General features: G+C 73.0%; 19 protein-coding genes. 7 read left to right on the plus strand and 12 right to left on the minus strand.

Annotation, left to right across the window (positions count from 1 at the left end):
- The first annotated feature begins 5 nt into the window (after positions 1–5).
- A complete protein-coding gene (gene narI / locus LY05_RS01175) occupies positions 6–719 on the plus strand; it encodes a respiratory nitrate reductase subunit gamma (protein ID WP_148921802.1) in 714 nt (237 codons plus the stop codon).
- A complete protein-coding gene (locus tag LY05_RS01180) occupies positions 716–1,555 on the plus strand; it encodes a peptidylprolyl isomerase (protein WP_148921803.1) in 840 nt (279 codons plus the stop codon). Before narI ends, LY05_RS01180 begins: the two co-directional genes overlap by 4 nt.
- A 60-nt stretch (positions 1,556–1,615) precedes the next feature.
- On the opposite strand, the gene LY05_RS01185 is transcribed toward LY05_RS01180, so the two are convergent.
- From LY05_RS01185 to tkt, 4 genes are all read right to left on the minus strand, one after another.
- Positions 1,616–2,545 (minus strand): class I fructose-bisphosphate aldolase, encoded by a 930-nt coding sequence (locus LY05_RS01185; RefSeq protein ID WP_072746325.1) that lies wholly within the window; start codon positions 2,543–2,545, stop codon positions 1,616–1,618.
- A 114-nt stretch (positions 2,546–2,659) separates the two neighbouring features.
- On the minus strand, positions 2,660–3,853 hold the full coding sequence (locus LY05_RS01190) for a phosphoglycerate kinase (RefSeq protein ID WP_148921804.1): 1,194 nt from the start codon (positions 3,851–3,853) through the stop codon (positions 2,660–2,662).
- 73 nt (positions 3,854–3,926) lie between these two features.
- A complete protein-coding gene (gene gap / locus LY05_RS01195; protein ID WP_148921805.1) occupies positions 3,927–4,928 on the minus strand; it encodes a type I glyceraldehyde-3-phosphate dehydrogenase in 1,002 nt (333 codons plus the stop codon).
- Positions 4,929–5,354: 426 nt separating this feature from the next.
- Positions 5,355–7,373 (minus strand): transketolase, encoded by a 2,019-nt coding sequence (gene tkt / locus LY05_RS01200; protein ID WP_072746322.1) that lies wholly within the window; start codon positions 7,371–7,373, stop codon positions 5,355–5,357.
- Positions 7,374–7,675: 302 nt separating this feature from the next.
- Here tkt and LY05_RS01205 point away from each other — a divergent pair, with 302 nt between their 5' ends.
- Entirely contained in the window at positions 7,676–7,939 is a 264-nt protein-coding gene (locus tag LY05_RS01205; RefSeq protein WP_072746321.1) for a hypothetical protein, read from the plus strand.
- A gap of 27 nt (positions 7,940–7,966) precedes the next feature.
- Complete coding sequence (locus LY05_RS01210; RefSeq protein ID WP_083581145.1) at positions 7,967–8,872, plus strand: cell division protein ZapA; 906 nt, start codon at positions 7,967–7,969, stop codon at positions 8,870–8,872.
- A gap of 674 nt (positions 8,873–9,546) precedes the next feature.
- On the opposite strand, the gene grxD is transcribed toward LY05_RS01210, so the two are convergent.
- The 3 genes from grxD to purL form a co-directional block, all read right to left on the minus strand.
- Positions 9,547–9,912 carry a Grx4 family monothiol glutaredoxin gene (gene grxD, locus LY05_RS01215; protein WP_072746319.1) on the minus strand — a complete coding sequence of 122 codons (366 nt, stop codon included), beginning with the start codon at positions 9,910–9,912 and terminating at the stop codon, positions 9,547–9,549.
- A gap of 12 nt (positions 9,913–9,924) precedes the next feature.
- On the minus strand, positions 9,925–10,158 hold the full coding sequence (locus LY05_RS01220; RefSeq protein WP_072746318.1) for a BolA family protein: 234 nt from the start codon (positions 10,156–10,158) through the stop codon (positions 9,925–9,927).
- An 80-nt stretch (positions 10,159–10,238) separates the two neighbouring features.
- The gene (purL, locus tag LY05_RS01225) at positions 10,239–12,446 is read right to left on the minus strand and encodes a phosphoribosylformylglycinamidine synthase subunit PurL (protein ID WP_211356254.1); all 2,208 of its coding nucleotides are present in this window, start codon (positions 12,444–12,446) and stop codon (positions 10,239–10,241) included.
- A 74-nt stretch (positions 12,447–12,520) separates the two neighbouring features.
- On the opposite strand from purL, the gene LY05_RS01230 reads away from it, so the two are divergent.
- Entirely contained in the window at positions 12,521–13,435 is a 915-nt protein-coding gene (locus tag LY05_RS01230; RefSeq protein ID WP_148921806.1) for a DMT family transporter, read from the plus strand.
- A 578-nt stretch (positions 13,436–14,013) separates the two neighbouring features.
- Here the strand turns inward: LY05_RS01230 and purQ are convergent.
- From purQ to purC, 3 genes are all read right to left on the minus strand, one after another.
- Complete coding sequence (gene purQ, locus LY05_RS01235; protein ID WP_148921807.1) at positions 14,014–14,691, minus strand: phosphoribosylformylglycinamidine synthase subunit PurQ; 678 nt, start codon at positions 14,689–14,691, stop codon at positions 14,014–14,016.
- Positions 14,692–14,744: 53 nt separating this feature from the next.
- Positions 14,745–14,984 carry a phosphoribosylformylglycinamidine synthase subunit PurS gene (gene purS, locus LY05_RS01240; RefSeq protein ID WP_072746314.1) on the minus strand — a complete coding sequence of 80 codons (240 nt, stop codon included), beginning with the start codon at positions 14,982–14,984 and terminating at the stop codon, positions 14,745–14,747.
- Positions 14,985–15,092: 108 nt separating this feature from the next.
- Positions 15,093–15,854, minus strand: a complete 762-nt coding sequence (gene purC / locus LY05_RS01245) for a phosphoribosylaminoimidazolesuccinocarboxamide synthase (RefSeq protein WP_072746313.1) — start codon at positions 15,852–15,854, stop codon at positions 15,093–15,095.
- A 173-nt stretch (positions 15,855–16,027) separates the two neighbouring features.
- Between purC and LY05_RS01250 the strand changes: the two genes are divergently transcribed.
- Together LY05_RS01250 and LY05_RS01255 are read left to right on the plus strand one after the other, a co-directional pair.
- Positions 16,028–16,345, plus strand: coding sequence for a DUF1476 domain-containing protein (locus tag LY05_RS01250; protein WP_072746312.1), 318 nt, complete (start codon positions 16,028–16,030; stop codon positions 16,343–16,345).
- 61 nt (positions 16,346–16,406) lie between these two features.
- On the plus strand, positions 16,407–16,604 hold the full coding sequence (locus tag LY05_RS01255; RefSeq protein WP_072746311.1) for a hypothetical protein: 198 nt from the start codon (positions 16,407–16,409) through the stop codon (positions 16,602–16,604).
- Between the two features lie 18 nt (positions 16,605–16,622).
- Here LY05_RS01255 and purB read toward each other — a convergent pair whose 3' ends face one another.
- Both purB and LY05_RS01265 read right to left on the minus strand, forming a co-directional pair.
- The gene (gene purB / locus LY05_RS01260) at positions 16,623–17,927 is read right to left on the minus strand and encodes an adenylosuccinate lyase (RefSeq protein WP_072746310.1); all 1,305 of its coding nucleotides are present in this window, start codon (positions 17,925–17,927) and stop codon (positions 16,623–16,625) included.
- Between the two features lie 326 nt (positions 17,928–18,253).
- Positions 18,254–19,867 (minus strand): ABC transporter ATP-binding protein, encoded by a 1,614-nt coding sequence (locus LY05_RS01265; protein ID WP_072746309.1) that lies wholly within the window; start codon positions 19,865–19,867, stop codon positions 18,254–18,256.
- Positions 19,868–19,876: the final 9 nt, after the last annotated feature.

The raw sequence follows: 19,876 nt of genomic DNA on the forward strand, positions 1-19,876 counted from the left end.
AGACGATGCATCACTTCCTTTTCGGCATCTATCCCTACATCGCCCTCACGGTCATGATCGTGGGCTCGATCGCCCGCTATGACCGCGACCCGTTCACGTGGAAAAGCTCGTCGTCGCAGCTTCTGCGCCGGCGCCAGCTGGTCGTGGGCTCGATCCTGTTCCATGTCGGGGTGCTGGTCATCTTCTTCGGCCACCTGATCGGCCTTCTGACGCCCATCGCCGTGTTCGAGGCGCTGGGGATCAGCCACGGCGCCAAGCAGATTCTGGCCGTGGTCGCGGGCGGCGTGGCGGGCGTCATGGCGCTGGCGGGGGGCGGCATGCTGATGCACCGGCGCTGGACCGATCCGCGCATCCGCGCCACCTCGAGCGTCATGGACATGCTGATCCTGGCGCTGCTGCTGGCGCAGCTCGTGCTGGGAATCGGGACCATCTTCGTCTCGCTCCAGCACCTGGACGGCGAAGAGATGGTGCGCTTCATGGCCTGGGCCCAGGGCATCTTCACCTTCGACGCCGCCGCGGCCGACCACATCGCCGACGCCGCCCTGGTCTTCAAGCTGCACCTGTTCCTGGGGCTGACGATCTTCCTGCTCTTCCCCTTCACGCGGCTGGTGCACATCCTGTCGGGGCTGGCGGCGCCGGTGCGCTTCGCGCTGCGCAGCGGCTACCAGATCGTGCGCACGCGCCGGCAGGCGCGGGCGCGGGCGGGGGCGGGGCGATGAGCGAGCCCCTGTTCCCCGACGTCGTCGTCAACGGCCAGCGCATCCCCGCCGCGCAGGTCGCGGCCGAGGCCCAGCACCACGCCGCCCCGCGCGGCAAGCCGGGCCTGGCGTGGCGGGCGGCCGCGCGCGCCATGGCGGTGCGCGCGCTGCTCTTGCAGGAGGCGCGGCGCAGGGGGCTGCGCCCCGCGCCGGCCGAGCTCGCGCCCGGCCGCTTCGAGACCGAGGAAGAGGCCCTGATCCGCGCTCTTCTGGACGAGGCGGTGGCCCCGCCCGCGCCCGACGAGGCGGCCGTGCGCGCCGAATGGGCGCGCGATCCGGGCCGTTTCCGCGCGCCGCCCTTGTGGGAGGTCTCGCACATCCTCGTGCAGTGCGACCCGCGCGACGCCGCCGCGCGCGAGGCGGCGCTGCGCCGCGCCCGCGAGCTGGCCGAGCGCGTCCGCGCCCGGCCGCGCGACTTCGCCCGCATCGCGCAGGAAAGCAGCGACTGCGCCTCGCGCGCGGCGGGCGGCGCGCTGGGCCAGCTGCGGCCGGGCGATTGCGCGCCCGAATTCGAAGCCGCGCTGCGGCGCATGTCGCCGGGCGAGATCACGGCCGAGCCGGTGCTCAGCCGTCATGGTTGGCATGTGATCCGGCTCGAGGCGCGGGCCGATGGGCCGCCGCTGCCTTATGAGTCCGCGCGCGGGCGCATCCTCGAGGCGATGGAGAAGGCCGCCTGGGCGCGGGCTGCGCGCGCATTCGTGGCCGAGCTGGCCGCGCGCGCCCAGATCAGCGGCGTGGATCTGGCCCCTCCCCATGGCGCGGGCGGAGCCGCCGAAACCGCCGCCGCGCCCGGCTGACCGCCGGGCGCCTTCGCCAAGGGCGCGGCGGCGCCCCCGCCGGGGCGCCGCGGGTTCGGCTCAGGCCTTGCCCTTGTAGATGTCGATCAGGTCCGACAGCATCTTCAGCGCCTCTTCGCGCGGGCGCTGGAAGGTGTTGCGGCCGATGATCGAGCCGTTGCCGCCGCCGTCGCGGATGGCGCGCGCATCGTCATAGACCGAGCTGGCGCCCTTCTTCGCGCCGCCCGAGAAGACCACGATCCGGCGGCCGTTGAAGGCGGCCTGCATGCAGTGGCGCACGCGCGCGGCCTGGGTCGAGATGTCGATCTTCTGCTCTTCGTAGACCTTCTTGGCCTCGGGCAGCTCGAGGTGATCGGTCGAGAGCTTGATCTTGATGATGTGCGCGCCCAGCAGCGCCGCGATCTGCGCCGCATAGGCGGCGATGTCGATGGCGGTCTCGCCGTCCTTGCTCAGCGCCTCGCCGCGGGGGTAGGACCAGATCACGGTCGCCAGCCCCTTGGCGGCGGCCTCCTCGCGCATCTCCGAGATCTCCTCGAACATCTCGAGCCCGGCCGACGAGCCGGGATAGATCGTGAAGCCGATGGCCGAGCAGCCCAGCCGCAGCGCGTCGTCCACCGAGGCGGTGATCGCCTGGTCCTTGGGGGCCTCGGCCGGGATCAGCGAGTTGGCCGAGTTGGCCTTGAGGATCATCGGGATCTGCCCGGCGAAGGTGTCGGCGCCGGCCTCGAGCATGCCCAGCGGCGCGGCATAGGCGTTCAGCCCCGCATCGATGGCCAGCTGGAAGTGATAGTGCGGATCATAGGCCGCCGGGTTGGGCGCGAAAGAGCGCGCGGGCCCGTGCTCGAAGCCCTGGTCCACCGGCAGGATGATCATCTTGCCGGTGCCGCCCAGCTTGCCGTGCATGAGCATCCGGCACAGGGCGCCCTTCACGCCGGGATTGTCGGCCTCGTAATAGGAAAGGATCTTCTGGACGGTGCGCGTCGCTTTCATGTCTGTCCCTCTTGAAATGGCCGGCGGCGAAGGGCCGGCGGCGCGATGGTTCCGGCGCGCGCGGCGCCGAGGCGGGGGCCGCGTCCGCCGCGCAGGCGGTCGCGGCGCGGCGGTTCAGCAGGCTTCGAGCGCGGCGACGCCCGGCAGGGTCTTGCCCTCGAGCCATTCGAGAAAGGCGCCGCCCGCGGTCGAGACGTAGGAGAAATCCTGCGCCGCGCCCGAAGCGTTCAGCGCCGCCACCGTGTCGCCGCCGCCGGCGACCGACAAGAGCCGCCCCTCGCGCGTCAGCCTGGCGGCGTGGCGCGCGGCGGCGTCGGTGGCGGCGTTGAAGGGCGGCAGCTCGAACGCGCCGAGCGGGCCGTTCCACACCAGCGTGCGCGAGGCGTCGAAGGCCGCGCAGATGCGCGCGACGCTTTGCGGCCCGGCGTCAAGGATCATGGCGTCGGCGGGGCAGGCCTCGGCGGGAACGACGCGGCTGGGGGCGTGGGCCTTGAACTCTTCGGCCACGACCACGTCGATCGGCAGGATGATCTCGCAGCCGCGGCCCGCGGCCTCGCGCATGATGTCGCGCGCCGTGTCCAGCATGTCGCGTTCGCACAGCGAGCGGCCGACCTCGAGCCCCTGCGCGGCGAGAAAGGTGTTGGCCATGCCGCCGCCGATGACCAGCCGCTCGACCCGGCCCGAGAGGTTGCCCAGAAGGTCGAGCTTGGTCGAGACCTTGGCGCCGCCGACCACGGCGGCGACGGGGCGCTCGGGGCGGGCCAGCGCCTTTTCCAGCGCCTCGAGCTCCTTTTGCATCAGCCGCCCGGCGGCGCAGGGCAGGCGGCGCGCCAGCGCCTCGGTCGAGGCGTGGGCGCGGTGCGCGGCCGAGAAGGCGTCGTTCACATAGACGTCGCCCAGCGCGGCCAGCGCGTCGGCGAAGGCGGGGTCGTTCGCCTCTTCGCCCGGATGAAAGCGCAGGTTCTCGAGCAGCAGGACCGCGCCTTCGGGCAGCTCGGCCACGGCCTGGGCGGCGACGGGGCCGACGCAGTCGGGCGCGAAGCGCACCGGCGCGCCCAGCGCCGCCTCGAGCGCGGGGGCGACGGGCGCCAGCGACATCTGCGGGTTCGGCTTGCCCTTGGGGCGGCCGAAATGGGCCAGCAGAATGGGCTTGCCGCCCTTGTCCAGCACCTCGCGGATGGTGGGCAGGACGGCGCGGATGCGCGTGTCGTCGCTGACGCGGCCGTCCTGCATGGGCACGTTCAGATCCACGCGGATCAGCACGCGCTTGCCGCGCAGGTCCAGGTCATCAAGCGTCTTGAACGTCATCCTTGCACCTTGTCGTTCGCCGCGGGGGCCGGTCATGCGAAGGGGGCGCGTCGCCGCGCCCCCCCGGTTCGGATCAGAGGAACTTCGCCATGGCGACGGCGGTGTCGCTCATGCGGTTCGAGAAGCCCCATTCGTTGTCATACCAGCTGAGGATGCGGCACATCGTGCCGTCCATCACCTTGGTCTGGTCCATGTGGAACACCGACGAGCGCGGATCGTGGTTGAAGTCGACGCTGACCAGCTTCTCGTCCGTGTAGCCCAGGATCCCCTTCAGCTCGCCCTCGGCGGCCTCGCGGATGGCGGCGTTGATCTCTTCGACCGAGGTCGGGCGCGCGGCGACGAAGGTCAGGTCCACCACCGAGACGTTGGGCGTGGGCACGCGGATGGCGACGCCGTCCAGCTTGCCGTTCAGCTCGGGCAGCACCAGGCCCACGGCCTTGGCGGCGCCGGTCGAGGTCGGGATCATGGACATCGCCGCGGCGCGGGCGCGGTAAAGGTCCTTGTGCATGGTGTCCAGCGTGGGCTGGTCGCCGGTGTAGCTGTGGATGGTGGTCATGAAGCCGCGCTCGATGCCGATGGCCTTGTTCAGCACATAGGCGACCGGGGCGAGGCAGTTGGTGGTGCACGAGGCGTTCGAGACCACCAGGTCGTCGGCGGTCAGCGCGTCGTGGTTCACGCCGTAGACGATGGTCTTGTCCGCGCCCGAGGCCGGCGCCGAGACGAGCACGCGCCTGGCGCCGTTCTTGAGGTGCAGGGCGGCCTTCTCGCGGGCGGTGAAGATGCCGGTGCACTCCATGGCCACGTCGACGCCGTCCCAGGGCAGTTCCTCGGGGTTGCGGATGGCGGTGACCTTGATCGGGCCGCGGCCGACGTCGATCGAGTCGCCGACCACCTTCACCTCGGCGGGAAAGCGGCCGTGGACGCTGTCATAGCGCAGCAGGTGGGCGTTCGTGTCGACCGGGCCGAGATCGTTGATGGCGACCACCTCGATGTCGGTCCGGCCCGACTCGACGATGGCGCGCAGAACGTTGCGCCCGATGCGCCCGAAACCGTTGATGGCGACCTTCACCGTCATGCTGCACTCCTCCAGAGTTTCAACGCCCGGCCGGTGCGGCGGGCTTGGGGTTCGCCGCGCTTATAGCCAAGGGCCGGGCGCTGCGGAAGCCGCGAAATGCCGCCGCCCGCCCCCGCCCCCCGCGCGAGGCGCGGCGCGATCGCGCGCGCGCCGGCCGGAAGGCGCGGCGGGTCGGCGCAAGGGACGTCGCGCGGCGTCGGGGGCGAGGGGGCGCGCATGGGCGCGCCGCGGAGCGGGCCGGCCGGGCGCGACGCGCGGGCCGCTGCGTTCGAGAGCCCTGCGGGGGCCGCGCGGGCATGGGATGGCGACCCGCCCCGGGCCGGCGCGGCCGCCGTCCTGCCCGGCCGCGCAGGCCGCCCCCGGCGGGCGCAGGCGCGGTCGCCCGCAAGCGCGGATCCGGCCCCACGCCGCCGCGCGGCCGCGCCTTCAGAGCAGGTCGCGGACCTTTTGCGCCACGGCCTCGGCGGTGATGCCGAAATGGCGGTAGAGGTCGGGCGCCGGAGCCGAGGCGCCGAAGCCCTCCATCCCGACGAAGGCGGCCTTCTTCTCGGAGCCGCGCTCGCCGCACAGCCAGCGGTCCCAGCCGAAGGGGCTCGCGGCCTCGACCGCGACGCGCACGGGGCCGGCGGGCAGCACCTTGCGCCGATAGGCCTCGTCCTGGGCGGAGAACAGCTCCCAGCACGGCATCGAGACCACGCGCGCGCCGATGCCGTCGGCCTCGAGCAGCTCGCGCGCGGCAAGGGCGATCTCGACCTCCGAGCCCGTGGCCAGGATGATGGCGCGGCGCTTGTGGTCGGCCTCGGCCAGCACATAGGCGCCCTGCGCGGTCAGGTTGCGGTTGGTGTGGCGGGTGCGCACCGTGGGCAGGTTCTGCCGGCTCAGCGCCAGCACCGAGGGCGTCGAGCGGGCCATGAGCGCCAGCTCCCACGCCTCGGCCGTCTCGACGCCGTCGGCGGGGCGGAAGACGTTCATGTTGGGCGTGGCGCGCAGCATGGCCAGGTGCTCGACGGGCTGGTGGGTGGGGCCGTCCTCGCCAAGGCCGATGCTGTCATGGGTCATGACGTAGACCGTGCGCACGCCCATCAGCGCCGACAGCCGCATCGCGCCGCGCGCATAGTCCGAGAACACCAGGAAGGTGCCGCCATAGGGCGCGCAGCCACCATGCAGCGCCAGGCCGTTCATGGCCGCGGCCATGCCGTGCTCGCGAATGCCGTAGAACACGTAGCGGCCCTTGCGGTTCTCGGGGGTGAAGGGTTCGAGATCCGGCGTGCGGGTGTTGTTCGAGCCGGTCAGATCCGCCGAGCCGCCGATCGTCTCGGGCATGACCGGGTTGATGACCGCCAGCGCGTTCTCGGACGCCTTGCGCGTGGCCACCTTGGGCCGGGTTTCCGAGATCTGCTTCTTGAGGCGGCGGATGGCGGCGGACAGCTTCTTGGGCGGCTCGCCGGCGATCACGCGCGCGAACTCGGCCTGGCGCGCGGGCGACAGGCGGGCCATGCGCTCTTCCCAGGCGGCCTTCTCGGCCGCGCCGCGCTCGCCGATCGCCTTCCAGGCGGCGGCGACCTCGGCCGGGATCTCGAAGGGCGGGTAGGGCCAGCCGTAGATCTCGCGCAGGCGGGCGATCTCGTCGGCGCCCAGCGGCGCGCCATGGGCCGCGGCGCTGTCCTGCTTGGCGGGCGAGCCGAAGCCGATATGCGTGCGGCAGGCGACCAGAACCGGCGCGTCGGCGCCGCGCGCGGCCGTCAGGGCGCGGTCGATGTCGTCGGGATCATGGCCGTCGCATTCGAGCACCGTCCAGCCCGAGGCGGCGAAGCGCGCCTTCTGGTCGGTGACGTCGGCCAGCGAGACGGCGCCGTCGATCGAGATGCCGTTGTCGTCCCACAGCACGATCAGCTTGTTCAGCCGCTGGCGGCCGGCCAGGCCGATCGCCTCCTGGCTGATTCCCTCCATCAGGCAGCCGTCGCCGGCGATCACCCAGGTGCGGTGATCCACCGCCTTCTTGCCGAAGCGCGCCTGCATCGACTGCTCGGCCATCGCCATGCCCACGGCGGTCGCCAGGCCCTGGCCGAGCGGGCCGGTGGTGGTCTCGACGCCCGGGGCGTGGCCGTATTCCGGGTGGCCCGCCGTCTTCGCGCCCAGCTGGCGGAAGCGGCGCAGCTCGTCCATCGTCATGCCGGGCGCGCCCGTCAGGTGCAGCAGCGCGTAAAGCAGCATCGAGCCGTGCCCGGCCGACAGCACGAAGCGGTCGCGGTCGGGCCAGTCGGGCGAGGGCCCGTGGAATTTCAGGTGCCGCTCGAACAGCACGGTCGCCACGTCGGCCATGCCCATGGGCATGCCGGGATGGCCGGAATTGGCGGCCTGCACCGCGTCCACGGCCAGCATGCGCAGCGCGGCGGCCTTCATCCAGTGATCGGGGTGCTTGGCGCGAAGTTCGGAAATGTCCACGGCGTCGGTCTTCCTGCGAATGGCGCCCGTCGGGGGCGGGGCGCGTGTGGGGCTGGGCGGCGCGGGGCCATGCGGCGGGCCCGGCGGATCGGGGCGCACAATGCTTGCGGGGCGGGGCGGGGTCAAGCCGGGGGGCGGCGCGCGGCGCGGATCGTGGCGCGGCGGGGACTTGCGCGGCGCGCGCACGCCGACTCTCGAAATGATTCGCGTCCTGATGCTAGGTTCGGACAAGCGGGCTCCCGGGTGATTCGGCCGCGCCGCCGCCCGCGCGGCGCCGGCCGCAGACGCGAACGGAGGCAGGAATGAACGACGAAGCCGCGCGAAACGCCCCCGCCGGCGCGCGCCTGACCGCGGCGCGGCGCGCCTTCGCCGCGGCGCTCAGCGACCTCGAGGCCGCGGCGCACATGGCCGATGCGGCGCGCATCGAGGCGCTCGAGGACCGCATCGCCCGGCTGGAGGAAGAGCGCGCGCGCCTTCGCGCCGAGCTCGAGGCCATGCGCCGCGCGCGCGAGCTGGACGCGGCGATGATCGAGGAAGCGCTGAACGAGCTGCGCGCGGTGGTCTGACGCCGCGGCATCAGAGGGGACGAGTGCATGGCTGACATGGATCTGACGATCGGCGGGCGGGTCTATCGCGTCGCCTGCGCCGACGGCGAAGAGCCGCGCCTGGCGCGCGTGGCGGCCCTGCTGGCCGAAGAGGCCGACGCCCTGCGCGCCCGCTTCGGTCCGCTGGCCGAGGCGCGCGTGCTGCTGATGGCGGGGCTGATGGTGGCCGACAAGCTGTTGACCGAACGCGAAAGCCGCCCCGAGCCCGCCCCCATGGCCGAAGCCGAGGCCGAGGCGCGCGCGCAGGCGCTGGAAGAGGCGCTGGCCGAGGCCGACGAGCGCGCCCGCGCGCTCGAGCAGAGGCTTGAGCAGGCGCTGGCCATGCTGCGCGACGCGGAAGAGGCCGCCGCCGCGCGCGACGAGGGCGCGGGCGCCGACGCCGCCCGGCTTGCCGCGGCCGAGCTGCGGGCCGAGGCGCTCGAGGCGCGGATCCGCCGTCTCGAAGCCGCCGAGGAGGAGGCGGTGCGCGCGCTGGACGAGGCGACGCGCAAGGTCGTCGCCCTGTCGGCCGAGCTGCGCGCCGGCCTCGGCGACGCGCAGGACGATGACGACGCGCAGGACGATCTCGGCGACGACGTCGATCCGGCCGGGCAGGATGCGGAGCCGGGCGGCGCGGCCGATGCCGCCGACGACGCCGAGGCGGACGCGGCCGAAGCGCCCGGCGCAATGGGCGGCGCTGCGGAACACGGCGCGAAGGAACACGGCGCGAAGGAACACGGCGCGAAGCACGGCGCAGCCGCGGGCGCCGCGGGCCAGGAGGCGCCCGAACGCCCCGCTTCGGCCGGATCGAGCGCCGGCGAACAAGCCGCCCCTGCGCCCGCGCCCGCCGATGGCCGCGATGCGGGGCAGCTTGACCTTCTGGGTCCCGAGCCGTCCGATTCGGGCAAGAGCTGAAGGCGGGGCTTGCCGCCGAGCGGGCCGTGACGCCCGCAGCCGCTTCATCCGGCGTCTCGGGGCGCCGCGAAGGTCGTGGCGCGGACCGGCCGAAGCGGGCGCGCCAGGCGGCGCGGATGGCGCGAGGGCTGGGCCGGGGCGGGAGAGCATGGCGCAAGCGGCGCCGCGCGCCCGGGCCGGGGCGACTGGGGCCGAGGCGCCGGAGGCCGAGGCGACGGGGGGCGACGGGGGACGACGGGGGCCCCGGTGCAGCGGTGCGCCTGGCCGGGCGCAGCCCTCCAGACCGGCGGGCCCCAAGGCGACCCGAGCGCAGCCGCGCCGCGGACAGCCGGCCGGAACGGAAGCGGCGCGGCGCGCGAACCCGCTCTTGATCCCCCGATCTTGACCCATGCCGCGCGGCCCGTCGCCGCCGAATCCGAGAGCGGGATCGCAAGGGCCGCGTTCGGTCGGCGCCATGGCGCGGGCTGAAGGGCGGGGGACGGCGGCGCGGGCGCGACCTTGTTCGAACGCCTTTTCTTCTAAGGCGGCTCTTCGCACGGAACGCGCCCGCGCGGTCGGGGACCGGCGGGCGCGGATTCGGGGCGCTGCTGGGCGGGGCTTGGGGGCGGGGCTTGGGGGCGGGGGGCTTGGCCGCGGTCCGCGTCCCCGCCCGGCGCCCCCGCCCGGCGCCGTCGTCAGGCGTTGGCTTCGCGGATGCGGTCGGCGGCTTCCTTGTCGAAGGGAATGCCCTTTTCCTCGAACAGCTTGTCCAGCTCGCCGGACAGGGTCATCTCGGTGACGATGTCGCAGCCGCCGATGAACTCGCCCTTCACGTAAAGCTGGGGAATGGTCGGCCAGTCCGAGAATTCCTTGATGCCCTGGCGCAGGGACTCGTCGGCCAGAACGTTCACGTCCTTGAACGGAACGCCCATATAGGTCAGCACGCCCGCCACGCGGGACGAGAACCCGCATTGCGGCATCGAGGCGGTGCCCTTCATGAACAGGACGACGTCGTTGTTCTCGATCTCGGCCTTGATCGCGTCATGCGCGGGATTGGTCATGTCTTTTCTTCCTCAGTCGGGGGCGCGGGTGGTCAGAGCCAGGGCGTGAAGCTCGCCGCCCATCCGGCCCTTGAGCGCGGCGTAGACCGCGCGTTGCTGTTGCACGCGGTTGAGGCCGCGGAACGCTTCGGACACGACGGTGGCCGCGTAGTGGTCGCCGTCGCCGGCCAGGTCCACGATCTCGACCTGCGCGTCGGGGAAGGCTTCCTTGATCAGCCGTTCGATCTCGGCCGCTTCCATGGCCATGGCCGCACTCCTTCATCAGGTTGGTCGCTTCGGATGTAGACCGCCCGGCCCCGCGCGGCAAGATGCGGGCGCGGCGGGCGTCAGGCCTCTGACACGATGCGGGCGAAGCCGCCCTCATGCGCGGCGCGCAGGTCGGCCAGCGAGACGCGCGCGCCGCCCAGCGCCACGGCGTCGCCGCCGGCCGCGCCGACGCGCCGCGCGGGAACGCCGGCGGCCCTTGCGCGCGCCAGCAGCGGCTCGAGCGCCTCGGGCGCGCAGGAAACCAGGTAGCGGGCCTGGTCCTCGCCGAAGAACCAGGCGGCGGGGGTCATGCCCTCGGGCGGGCCGTCGAGCGTCGCGCCCACGCCCGCGGCCAGCGCCATCTCGGCCGCGGCCACGGCCAGCCCGCCGTCGGACAGGTCATGGGCCGCGCGCGCCAGCCCCTCGGCGCCCAGGGCGCGCACCAGCTCGCCGGCGCGCCGCTCGGCGGCCAGATCGACGGGCGGCGGCGGGCCCTCTTCGCGGCCGAACAGTTCGGCCAGATAGGCCGAGCGACCCAGATGGCCGCGCGTCTCGCCGATCAGGACCAGCGCGTCGCCCGCGGCGGGCGCCATGCGGATGGCGCGCGCCACGTCCTCGAGCAGCCCGACCGCGCCGATGGTCGGCGTGGGCAGGATCGCCTGGCCGTCGGTCTCGTTGTAGAGCGAGACGTTGCCCGACACGATCGGCATGTCCAGCGCCCGGCACGCCTCGCCGATGCCCTCTATGCAGCCGACCAGCTGGCCCATGATCTCGGGCTTCTCGGGGTTGCCGAAATTCAGGTTGTCGGTGGCCGCCAGCGGCCGCGCGCCGGTGGCGCACAGGTTGCGGAAGGCCTCGGCCACCGCCTGGCGGCCGCCCTCGACCGGATCGGCGACGCAATAGCGCGGGGTCACGTCGGCGGCGAAGGCCAGCCCCTTGCGCGTTCCGTGCACGCGCACCACGCCCGCGTCCGAGCCCGGGCGCACCACCGTGTCGGCCAGCACCATGTGGTCGTATTGCTCCCACACCCAGCGGCGCGAGCAGCCGTTCGGCCCGCCCATCAGCCGCGTCAGCGCCTCGGCCGGGTCCATCTGCGGAACCTCGCCCAGCGGCGCGGCGGGCGGCGTCGGAACCCAGGGGCGGTCGTATTCGGGCGCCTCGCCCGACAGCGCCTTGAGCGGCAGATCGGCCTTCACCTCGCCGTTCAGCATGACCAGGAAGCGGTCCTCGGCGATGGTCTCGCCGACCACGGCGAAGTCCAGGTCCCACTTCTCGAAGATGGCGCGGGCCTCGGCCTCCTTCTCGGGACGCAGGACCATGAGCATGCGCTCTTGCGATTCGGACAGCATCATCTCGTAGGCGGTCATGCCCTCTTCGCGGCAGGGGACCTTCTCGAGATCGAGGCGCACGCCCAGATCGCCCTTGTCGCCCATCTCGACGGCCGAGCAGGTCAGCCCCGCCGCGCCCATGTCCTGGATCGAGATCACCGCCCCCGAGGCCATCAGCTCGAGGCACGCCTCGAGCAGGCGCTTTTCGGTGAAGGGGTCGCCGACCTGGACGGTGGGGCGCTTCTCCTCGATCGAGTCGTCGAACTCGGCCGAGGCCATGGTCGCCCCGCCGACCCCGTCGCGGCCCGTCTTGGCGCCCAGATACACCACCGGCATGCCCACCCCCGAGGCGGCCGAGTAGAAGATGCGGTCGGCCTGCGCCAGCCCGGCGGCGAAGGCGTTGACCAGGCAGTTGCCGTTGTAGGAGCGGTGGAAGCGCACCTCGCCGCCGATGTTGGGCACGCCGAAGCAGTTGCCGTAGCCGCCGATTCCCTCGACCACGCCGCGCACCAGATGGGCGGTCTTGGGGTGGTCGGGCGCGCCGAAGCTGAGCGCGTTCATCGCCGCGATGGGGCGCGCGCCCATGGTGAACACGTCGCGCAGGATGCCGCCCACGCCCGTCGCCGCGCCCTGGTAGGGCTCGATGTAGGAGGGGTGGTTGTGGCTCTCCATCTTGAAGACCACGGCCTGGCCGTCGCCGATGTCCACCACGCCCGCGTTCTCGCCCGGGCCGCAGATGACCTGCGGGCCCTCGGTGGGCAGGGTGCGCAGCCATTTCTTCGACGACTTGTACGAGCAGTGCTCGTTCCACATGGCCGAGAAGATGCCCAGCTCGGTGAAGGTCGGCGTGCGGCCCAGAAGGTCGAGGATGCGCTGATACTCGTCGGGCTTGAGGCCGTGATCGGCGGCCAGCGCCTGGGTGACCATGGGCTCTTGCGGGGAAGCGGCGGATGCGGACATGGTGGCCTCGTCGTTGCTCGGCCCGCTTCTAGCCGAGCGCGGCGTCGGAGAAAAGCGCGCTGTGGAGGAGCGCCATGAACGAAGAGGCTCCCGCGCCCGCGCGCATGGCCGTCGGCTACGCCGCCGCGGCCTTCGCGGTGCTGGTCTGGGCGGGATGGATCGTGGCCACGCGCCAGCAGGTGCGCGGCTCGGCGCCGCTGGACATCGCGCTGGTGCGCTATGGCGTGCCGGCGCTGCTGCTGGCGCCGATCTGGCTGCGGCGGGGCCTGCTGCCGGCGGGCGAGCGCTTCTGGCCCCTTGCCGTGATGACGATCGGCTGGGGCGGTCCGTTCGTGCTGCTGACGGCGAAGGGGCTCGAGACCGTGCCCGCGGCGCTGTTCGGCCCGATGGTGCCTGCCACGCTGCCGCTTTTCGTCGCCGCCTGGGACCGTTTCGCCGAGGGGCGGGCCATCGCGCCCGAGCGCGCGCTTGGCCTGGCGCTGATCCTTGCGGCGGGGGCGCTGATCGTGGGGCCGGCGGCGCTGCGCGGCGATGCGGGGTTCTTCGCCGGCGCGCCCTTTCTGCTGGCCGCGGCGGCGGGCTGGGCGGCCTTCACCATCGCCTTTCGGCGCACGCGGCTGTCGGGGCTCGAGGCCACGGCCTATGTCAGCCTGTGGAGCGCGCCTTTCCTGCTGGCCGCCGCCGCGGCGCAGGGCGTGGGGCTGGGGCGGCTCGAGGCCGGGCAGCTGGCGCTGATGGTCCTGGTGCAGGGCGTGCTGTCGGGCGTGGGCGCGGTGGCGGGGTTCGGCCTGGCGGTGCGGGCGCTGGGGGCCGCGCGCACCTCGTCGCTGACCTCGCTGGTGCCGGCGCTTGCGGCGGTGGGGGGGTGGCTGTTGCTGGGCGAACGGGTGGCGCCGGCTTCGTGGGCGTCGGTGATCCTGGCCTGCGCGGGGGTGGCGTTGACGAACGGCGCCGGCGCGGGCCTGCGGCGACTGGCGCGCGGGCGCTGAAGGGCGCGCGCGGGCGAGACTGGCGCCGCGCGCCGGGGCGTTCGCCGCGCGCGGTCGGGCCGAAGGGGCCGCCTTCGGCGCCTTCGCCCGAGCGGGCGCCGCGCCGGGGGCGGATGGCGCAACGCCCCGCGAAAGGGACGCGCCCAGGCGGCGTGCGGGACTGGGCCGGCGCCGCGTTCCCGGCGCGCGCATCGGCGCAGGGCATCGTCCCGATCCCGGCGCGGGCCGGTTTCCAGGGTGGCCCGGCGGCCCCGGACACGGCGCCGCGCGCATCGTCCGGCGGCGCGCGGCGGCGCGGGCGAGGTCGCGCGAGGCGCCGGCCCGCTCCGCGTCTTCTCCGCGTCTCCGCGGCCCGAAAATGCAGCGCGGGCAGGCCCGAGGCCCCCGCTCCGCGCCGCCTGCCAGGGACGCGCCGCCGCGCCCATGCGCGCGGCGGCGGGCGCGGGCGGGCCCCGGGGCGAGGGCGGCGCAGCGGCCCTGGTTCGGCCCCGGGCGGTTCCTCGCGGGGCGGTTCCGAGCGGGGCTTGCTTGAGCGGGGCGGTTCTGGGCGGTTCGGAGCGGGGCGGGCCTTGGCCGGCTCAGGCGTCCATGAGGGCGCCGGCCAACCCCTCGAACAGCGCCGCGCCGTCGGTTCCGCCCAGAAGCGGGTCGTTGGCGCGCTCGGGATGCGGCATCATGCCCAGGGTGCGGCGGTTGGCCGACAGGATGCCGGCGATGTCCTCGGCCGAGCCGTTGGGATTGTCGCCCGGCGCGTAGGCGAAGGCGATGCGGTCCTCGTCGCGCAGGCGCGCCAGCGTCTCGGGCGGCGCGACGTAGCAGCCGTCGTGATGGGCGACGGGGATGACGATGCGCGCCCCGGCCTCGTAGCCGCGGGTGAAGGGGCTGTCGGCGGTGACGACGTTCAGCGCGACGTCGCGGCACACGAATTTCAGCCCCGCGTTGCGCATCAGCGCGCCGGGCAGCAGCCCGGCCTCGATCAGCACCTGGAAGCCGTTGCACACCCCCAGCACATGCCCGCCGCGGGCGGCGAAATCGGCCACGGCGCGCATGATGGGCGAGCGCGCCGCGATGGCGCCGCAGCGCAGATAGTCGCCGAACGAGAACCCGCCCGGCAGCGCCACCAGGTCAAGCCCCGGCGGCAGCGCGGCGTCCTTGTGCCAGACCATGGCCGGCCGGCGACCCGTCGCGCGCTCGAGCGCCACGGCCATGTCGCGATCGCAGTTCGATCCCGGAAAGACGATCACCGCCGATTTCATGCCGTGCTCTCCTGTCGCGCCCCGCCCGCGCGGCCCGTTCGGGCGCCGCGCCGTCAGAGGATCTCGATCTGGTAGTTCTCGATGACCGTGTTGGCGAGCAGCTTCTCGCACATCTCGCGCACGCGGGCGCGGGCGGCCTCGGGGTCGGCGTCGGCCAGCTCCAGCTCGATGACCTTGCCCTGGCGCACGCGCTCGACCCCGTCGAAGCCCAGCGCGCCCAGCGCGTGACGGATGGCCTCGCCCTGCGGGTCGAGAACGCCGCTCTTGAGGGTGATGTGGACGCGTGCGCGCATGGTCTCGCCTCCGTCTGGGCCGCCGAGTCGGCGGCGGTCGTCCCTGTTCGCCGAGGCTTTACGCCATCGCGCCGCCAATGGCGAGCGCCAAGGCGCGCCCGCCCCGCTTCAATGCACTAGCTGGGGACCCGTCTTGCCGCTGCCGCCGCGCGGCATGATCCCCAGGCGCGAGGCGACCTCGGCGTAGGCGTCGGTCAGGCTGCCCAGATCGCGGCGGAACACGTCCTTGTCCAGCTTGCGCCCGGTGCGCAGATCCCACAGCCGGCAGCTGTCGGGGCTGATCTCGTCGGCGACGACGATGCGCTGGAAGTCGCCCTCGTAGATGCGGCCGCACTCGATCTTGAAGTCGACCAGCCGGATGCCCACGCCCAGCATCATGCCGGCCAGGAAGTCGTTCACCCGCAGCGCCAGGGCGATGATGTCGTCCACATCCTGCTGGCTGGCCCAGTTGAAGGCCAGGATGTGCTCTTCGGTGACCATCGGGTCGCCCAGCTTGTCGTCCTTGTAGTAGAACTCGATGATCGGGCGGGGCAGGGCGGTTCCCTCCTCGATGCCCAGGCGCTTGGAGAGCGAACCGGCGGCGACGTTGCGCACCACCACCTCGAGGGGGATGATCTCGCACGCGCGCACCAGCTGCTCGCGCATGTTCAGGCGCTTGATGAAGTGCGTGGGCACGCCGATCGAGTTCAGACCGCTCATGATGTGTTCGGAGATGCGGTTGTTCAGCACCCCCTTGCCCTCGATCACGTCCCGCTTCTCGGCGTTGAAGGCGGTGGCGTCGTCCTTGAAGTGCTGGATCAGGGTGCCCGGCTCGGGGCCTTCGTAGAGGATCTTCGCCTTGCCTTCATAGACCAGTCTGCGCCGCGCCATGTTCGGGGCCTCCGGAGAAATGCCGCAAGGCGCGCGAATGGGCTTCGCGCGCCGGGAAGCCGCTCTATAGGCGCAAGCGGGGCGGGCCGCAAGGATTCGCGCGCGCGCCTCTATACTTGGGCCGCCGCAGCGCCTAAATGTTCCGTCAGTTGGATCCCCAAGCGGAGGACGAGATGACCACCTTCGACGAACGCGAGCAGGCCTTCGAGAAGAAGTTCGCCCACGACGCCGAGATGCAGTTCAAGGCCATGGCGCGGCGCGACCGCCTGCTGGGCCTGTGGGCCGCCGAGAAGATGGGCCTGCGCGGCGAAGAGGCCGAGGAATACGCCAAGTCGGTGGTGATCGCCGATCTCGAGGAGGCGGGGGACGAGGACGTCTACCGCAAGGTGGCGGCCGACCTCGAGGCCAAGGGCCTGCCGACCGACGATCTGCGCGCCAAGATGGCCGAGCTTCTGGCCGAGGCCAAGGCGCAGGTGATGAGCGAGGCCTGAGCGCCCGCCAAGGCGCCCATCGGCCCGCGCCCGCCGCGGGCCGCAGGAACGGAGAGCGCCCATGCTTGCGCTGTTTCGCATGGCGCTGGGCCTGATCGCGCCGACGCTGGCGGGCGTCGGCGCGGTGGTCTGGCTGGTGATCCCCGATGCGGGCCGCGTGCTGTCGCTGCCCATGGCGGCGGCGTTGGGGGGGCTGGCGGCCGTGCCCGCGGCCTGGCTGGCGGCGCGGGCGCTGTCGCAGGGCGGGGGCCGGCGCTGAGGCGCGCCGGCGCCGCGCTCAGGCCTCGCCGAAGACGCGGCGGAAGATCGTGTCGACGTGCTTGGTGTGGTAGCCCAGATCGAACTTCTCCTCGATCTCTTCGGGGCTCAGCGCCGCGGCGACGTCGGGATCGGCCTTCAGCTCGGTCATGAAGTCGGCGCCCTGCTCCCACACCTTCATGGCGTTGCGCTGGACCAGGCGGTAGGCGTCCTCGCGGCTGACGCCCTTTTGCGTCAGCGCCAGCAGCACGCGCTGCGAGTGGATCAGGCCCCGGAACCGGTTCAGGTTCTTCATCATGTTCTCGGGGTAGACCACCAGCTTGTCGATGACCCCGGTCAGGCGCGCCAGCGCGAAGTCCAGCGTCACGGTGGCGTCCGGGCCGATCATGCGCTCGACCGAGCTGTGAGAGATGTCGCGCTCGTGCCAGAGGGCGACGTTCTCCATCGCCGGCAGCGCATAGGCGCGGACCATGCGCGCAAGGCCGGTCAGGTTCTCGGTCAGCACGGGGTTGCGCTTGTGCGGCATGGCCGAAGAGCCCTTCTGCCCCGGCGAGAAGTATTCCTCGGCCTCGAGCACCTCGGTGCGCTGAAGGTGGCGGATCTCGGTGGCGATGCGCTCGACCGACGAGGCGATCACCGCCAGCGTCGAGAAGAACATCGCGTGCCGGTCGCGCGGAATGACCTGGGTCGAGATCGGCTCGACCTCGAGGCCCAGCTTGCGCGCCACATGCTCTTCGACGCGGGGGTCGATGTTGGCGAAGGTGCCGACGGCGCCCGAGATGGCGCAGGTCGCCACCTCGCGCCGGGCCTCGGCCAGGCGGCGGCGGTTGCGGTCCATCTCGGCATAGGCCTGGGCCATCTTCAGGCCGAAGGTCACCGGCTCGGCATGGATGCCGTGGCTGCGGCCGATGCACACGGTGTCCTTGTGCTCGAAGGCGCGGCGCTTGAGCGCGGCCAGCAGCGCGTCCAGATCGGCCAGCAGGATGTCGGCCGCCCGCACCAGCTGGATGTTGAAGCAGGTGTCGAGCACGTCGGACGAGGTCATGCCCTGGTGCACGAAGCGCGCCTCGGGGCCCACATGCTCGGCCAGATGGGTGAGGAAGGCGATGACGTCGTGCTTCACCTCGCGCTCGATCTCGTCGATGCGGGCCACGTCGAATTCGACGTCGCGGGCCTTCCAGACGGCCTCGGCGGCCTCCTTGGGGATCACGCCCAGCTCGGCCTGCGCGTCGCAGGCATGGGCCTCGATCTCGAACCAGATGCGGAACTTGGTCTCGGGCGACCAGATGGCGGCCATTTCGGGGCGGGAGTAGCGGGGGATCATGGGCTGTCCTCGTGCTGGAGCCGGTCCGGGGGCCGCGACGGGCCCGCGCGCAGGCGGGGTAGCAAGCCGCGCGCGCGCGCGCAAGCCGCGCGGCCCGCGCCGCGCCGGGTCCGACGCGACGGGCGCGACGGACCGCCCCGCGCGGGGGGCGCATGACACGGGGCTGCGCAAGGGGGCGGCGCGGGGGCGGCCGCCCGGCCCCGTCGCGGCGGGGGCGGCGACGGGATTTCGTCCGGGGGGCTCGCCTTCGCCTTGCCTGCGCGCCGGGCGCCGGGAGCATGCGGCGCGGGCGCGCGATCATGGCGACCCTGCGGCCCCTCGGGGCTTCAGCCGCCCCTGCCGGGGTCCGAGCCGGCGCGCCCGCCGAAGGCCGCCTCGAACAGCTTGCGCGTGTAGGGATGGCTGGGGGCCGAGAACACCTGATCCGCCGGTCCGGCCTCGACCACGTCGCCCGCGCGCATCACCATCACCTTGTGCGCCAGCGCCCGCACCACCTTGAGATCGTGGCTGATGAAGATGTAGGCCAGCCCGTGCCGGCGCTGCAGATCGCGCAGCAGCTCGACGATCTGCGCCTGCACGGTCATGTCCAGCGCCGAGGTCGGCTCGTCCAGCGCCACGAGCCGCGGCTTGAGGATGATCGCCCGCGCGACCGCGATGCGCTGGCGCTGGCCGCCCGAGAACTCGTGCGGGTAGCGGTCCATCATGTCGGGGTCGAGCCCGACTTCGGTCAGCGCCTCGGCCACGGCCTCGCGCCGGGGGCGGTCCTTGTCGAGCCCGTGCACGCTCAGCCCCTCGGCGACGATGCGCTCGACCGACATGCGCGGGCTGAGCGAGCCGTAGGGGTCCTGAAAGACGATCTGCATCTGCCGCCGCAGCGGCGCCATGGCGCGCGATTTCAGCCCGTCGATGCGCTTGCCCATGAACACGATCGGCCCCTGCGAGGGGATCAGCCGCGTCAGCGCCAGCGCCAGCGTCGTCTTGCCCGAGCCCGATTCGCCGACCACGCCCAGCGTCTCGCGCGCGCGCAGCGTCACGTCGGCGCCGTTGACCGCCTTCACATGCCCGACCGTGCGCCGCATCAGGCCGCGGCGGATGGGGAACCACACGCGCAGCTTCTCGGCGCGCAGGATCTCGGGCGAATCGGCGGGCAGGGGGTCGGGGCGCCCGGCCGGCTCGGCGTCGAGCAGCGCGCGGGTGTAGGGATGGCGCGGGTCCGAGAAGATCTGCGCGCAGGGGCCGCGCTCGACGATCTCGCCCGCGCGCATCACGCACACCCGGTCGGCGATGCGCCGCACGATGCCCAGATCGTGCGTGATGAACAGCATCGACAGCCCCTCTTCGCGCTGCAGCCGCGCCAGAAGGTCCAGGATCTGCGCCTGGATTGTCACGTCGAGCGCGGTGGTCGGCTCGTCGGCCACCAGCAGCCTGGGGCCGTTGGCCAGCGCCATGGCGATCATCACGCGCTGGCGCTGGCCGCCCGACAGCTGGTGGGGATAGTCGTCGAGCCGCTTTTCGGGCTCGCGCAGCCCGACCTTGGCCAACAGGTCGATCACCCGCGCGCGCGCCGCCGCCCCGGTCAGGCCCTGGTGCAGGGCCAGGCACTCGGAGATCTGGCGCTCGACCGTGTGCAGCGGGTTCAGCGAGGTCATCGGCTCCTGGAACACGAAGGCGATGTCGTTGCCGCGCACGCGCCGCAGCGCGCTTTCGGGCGCGCCGATCAGCTCGCGCCCCTCGAAGCGGGCCGAGCCCGAAACCTGCGCGCCCTCGGGCAGCAGCCCCACCAGCGACAGCGCGGTGACCGACTTGCCCGAACCGCTTTCGCCCACCAGCGCCACCGTCTCGCCGCGCGCGACGTCGAAGCTGACGCCGCGCACGGCGCGCGTGCGCCCCTCGCGCGTGACGAAGTCCACGCTCAGATCGCGCGCCTCGAGCAAGGTCATGGGCGGCTC

This window comes from Oceanicella actignis, from assembly GCF_008124525.1.
Lineage (GTDB): Bacteria > Pseudomonadota > Alphaproteobacteria > Rhodobacterales > Rhodobacteraceae > Oceanicella > Oceanicella actignis.

Excerpts from the sequence above, each read along its gene's own strand:
- narI (WP_148921802.1), top strand. The coding sequence starts at position 6 with ATGCATCACTTCCTTTTCGGCATCTATCCCTACATCGCCCTCACGGTC.
- LY05_RS01180 (WP_148921803.1), top strand. The coding sequence starts at position 716 with ATGAGCGAGCCCCTGTTCCCCGACGTCGTCGTCAACGGCCAGCGCATC.
- LY05_RS01185 (WP_072746325.1), bottom strand. The coding sequence starts at position 2,545 with ATGAAAGCGACGCGCACCGTCCAGAAGATCCTTTCCTATTACGAGGCC.
- LY05_RS01190 (WP_148921804.1), bottom strand. The coding sequence starts at position 3,853 with ATGACGTTCAAGACGCTTGATGACCTGGACCTGCGCGGCAAGCGCGTG.
- gap (WP_148921805.1), bottom strand. The coding sequence starts at position 4,928 with ATGACGGTGAAGGTCGCCATCAACGGTTTCGGGCGCATCGGGCGCAAC.
- LY05_RS01205 (WP_072746321.1), top strand. The coding sequence starts at position 7,676 with ATGAACGACGAAGCCGCGCGAAACGCCCCCGCCGGCGCGCGCCTGACC.
- LY05_RS01210 (WP_083581145.1), top strand. The coding sequence starts at position 7,967 with ATGGCTGACATGGATCTGACGATCGGCGGGCGGGTCTATCGCGTCGCC.
- grxD (WP_072746319.1), bottom strand. The coding sequence starts at position 9,912 with ATGACCAATCCCGCGCATGACGCGATCAAGGCCGAGATCGAGAACAAC.
- LY05_RS01220 (WP_072746318.1), bottom strand. The coding sequence starts at position 10,158 with ATGGCCATGGAAGCGGCCGAGATCGAACGGCTGATCAAGGAAGCCTTC.
- purL (WP_211356254.1), bottom strand. The coding sequence starts at position 12,446 with ATGTCCGCATCCGCCGCTTCCCCGCAAGAGCCCATGGTCACCCAGGCG.
- LY05_RS01230 (WP_148921806.1), top strand. The coding sequence starts at position 12,521 with ATGAACGAAGAGGCTCCCGCGCCCGCGCGCATGGCCGTCGGCTACGCC.
- purQ (WP_148921807.1), bottom strand. The coding sequence starts at position 14,691 with ATGAAATCGGCGGTGATCGTCTTTCCGGGATCGAACTGCGATCGCGAC.
- purS (WP_072746314.1), bottom strand. The coding sequence starts at position 14,984 with ATGCGCGCACGCGTCCACATCACCCTCAAGAGCGGCGTTCTCGACCCG.
- purC (WP_072746313.1), bottom strand. The coding sequence starts at position 15,854 with ATGGCGCGGCGCAGACTGGTCTATGAAGGCAAGGCGAAGATCCTCTAC.
- LY05_RS01250 (WP_072746312.1), top strand. The coding sequence starts at position 16,028 with ATGACCACCTTCGACGAACGCGAGCAGGCCTTCGAGAAGAAGTTCGCC.
- LY05_RS01255 (WP_072746311.1), top strand. The coding sequence starts at position 16,407 with ATGCTTGCGCTGTTTCGCATGGCGCTGGGCCTGATCGCGCCGACGCTG.
- purB (WP_072746310.1), bottom strand. The coding sequence starts at position 17,927 with ATGATCCCCCGCTACTCCCGCCCCGAAATGGCCGCCATCTGGTCGCCC.
- LY05_RS01265 (WP_072746309.1), bottom strand. The coding sequence starts at position 19,867 with ATGACCTTGCTCGAGGCGCGCGATCTGAGCGTGGACTTCGTCACGCGC.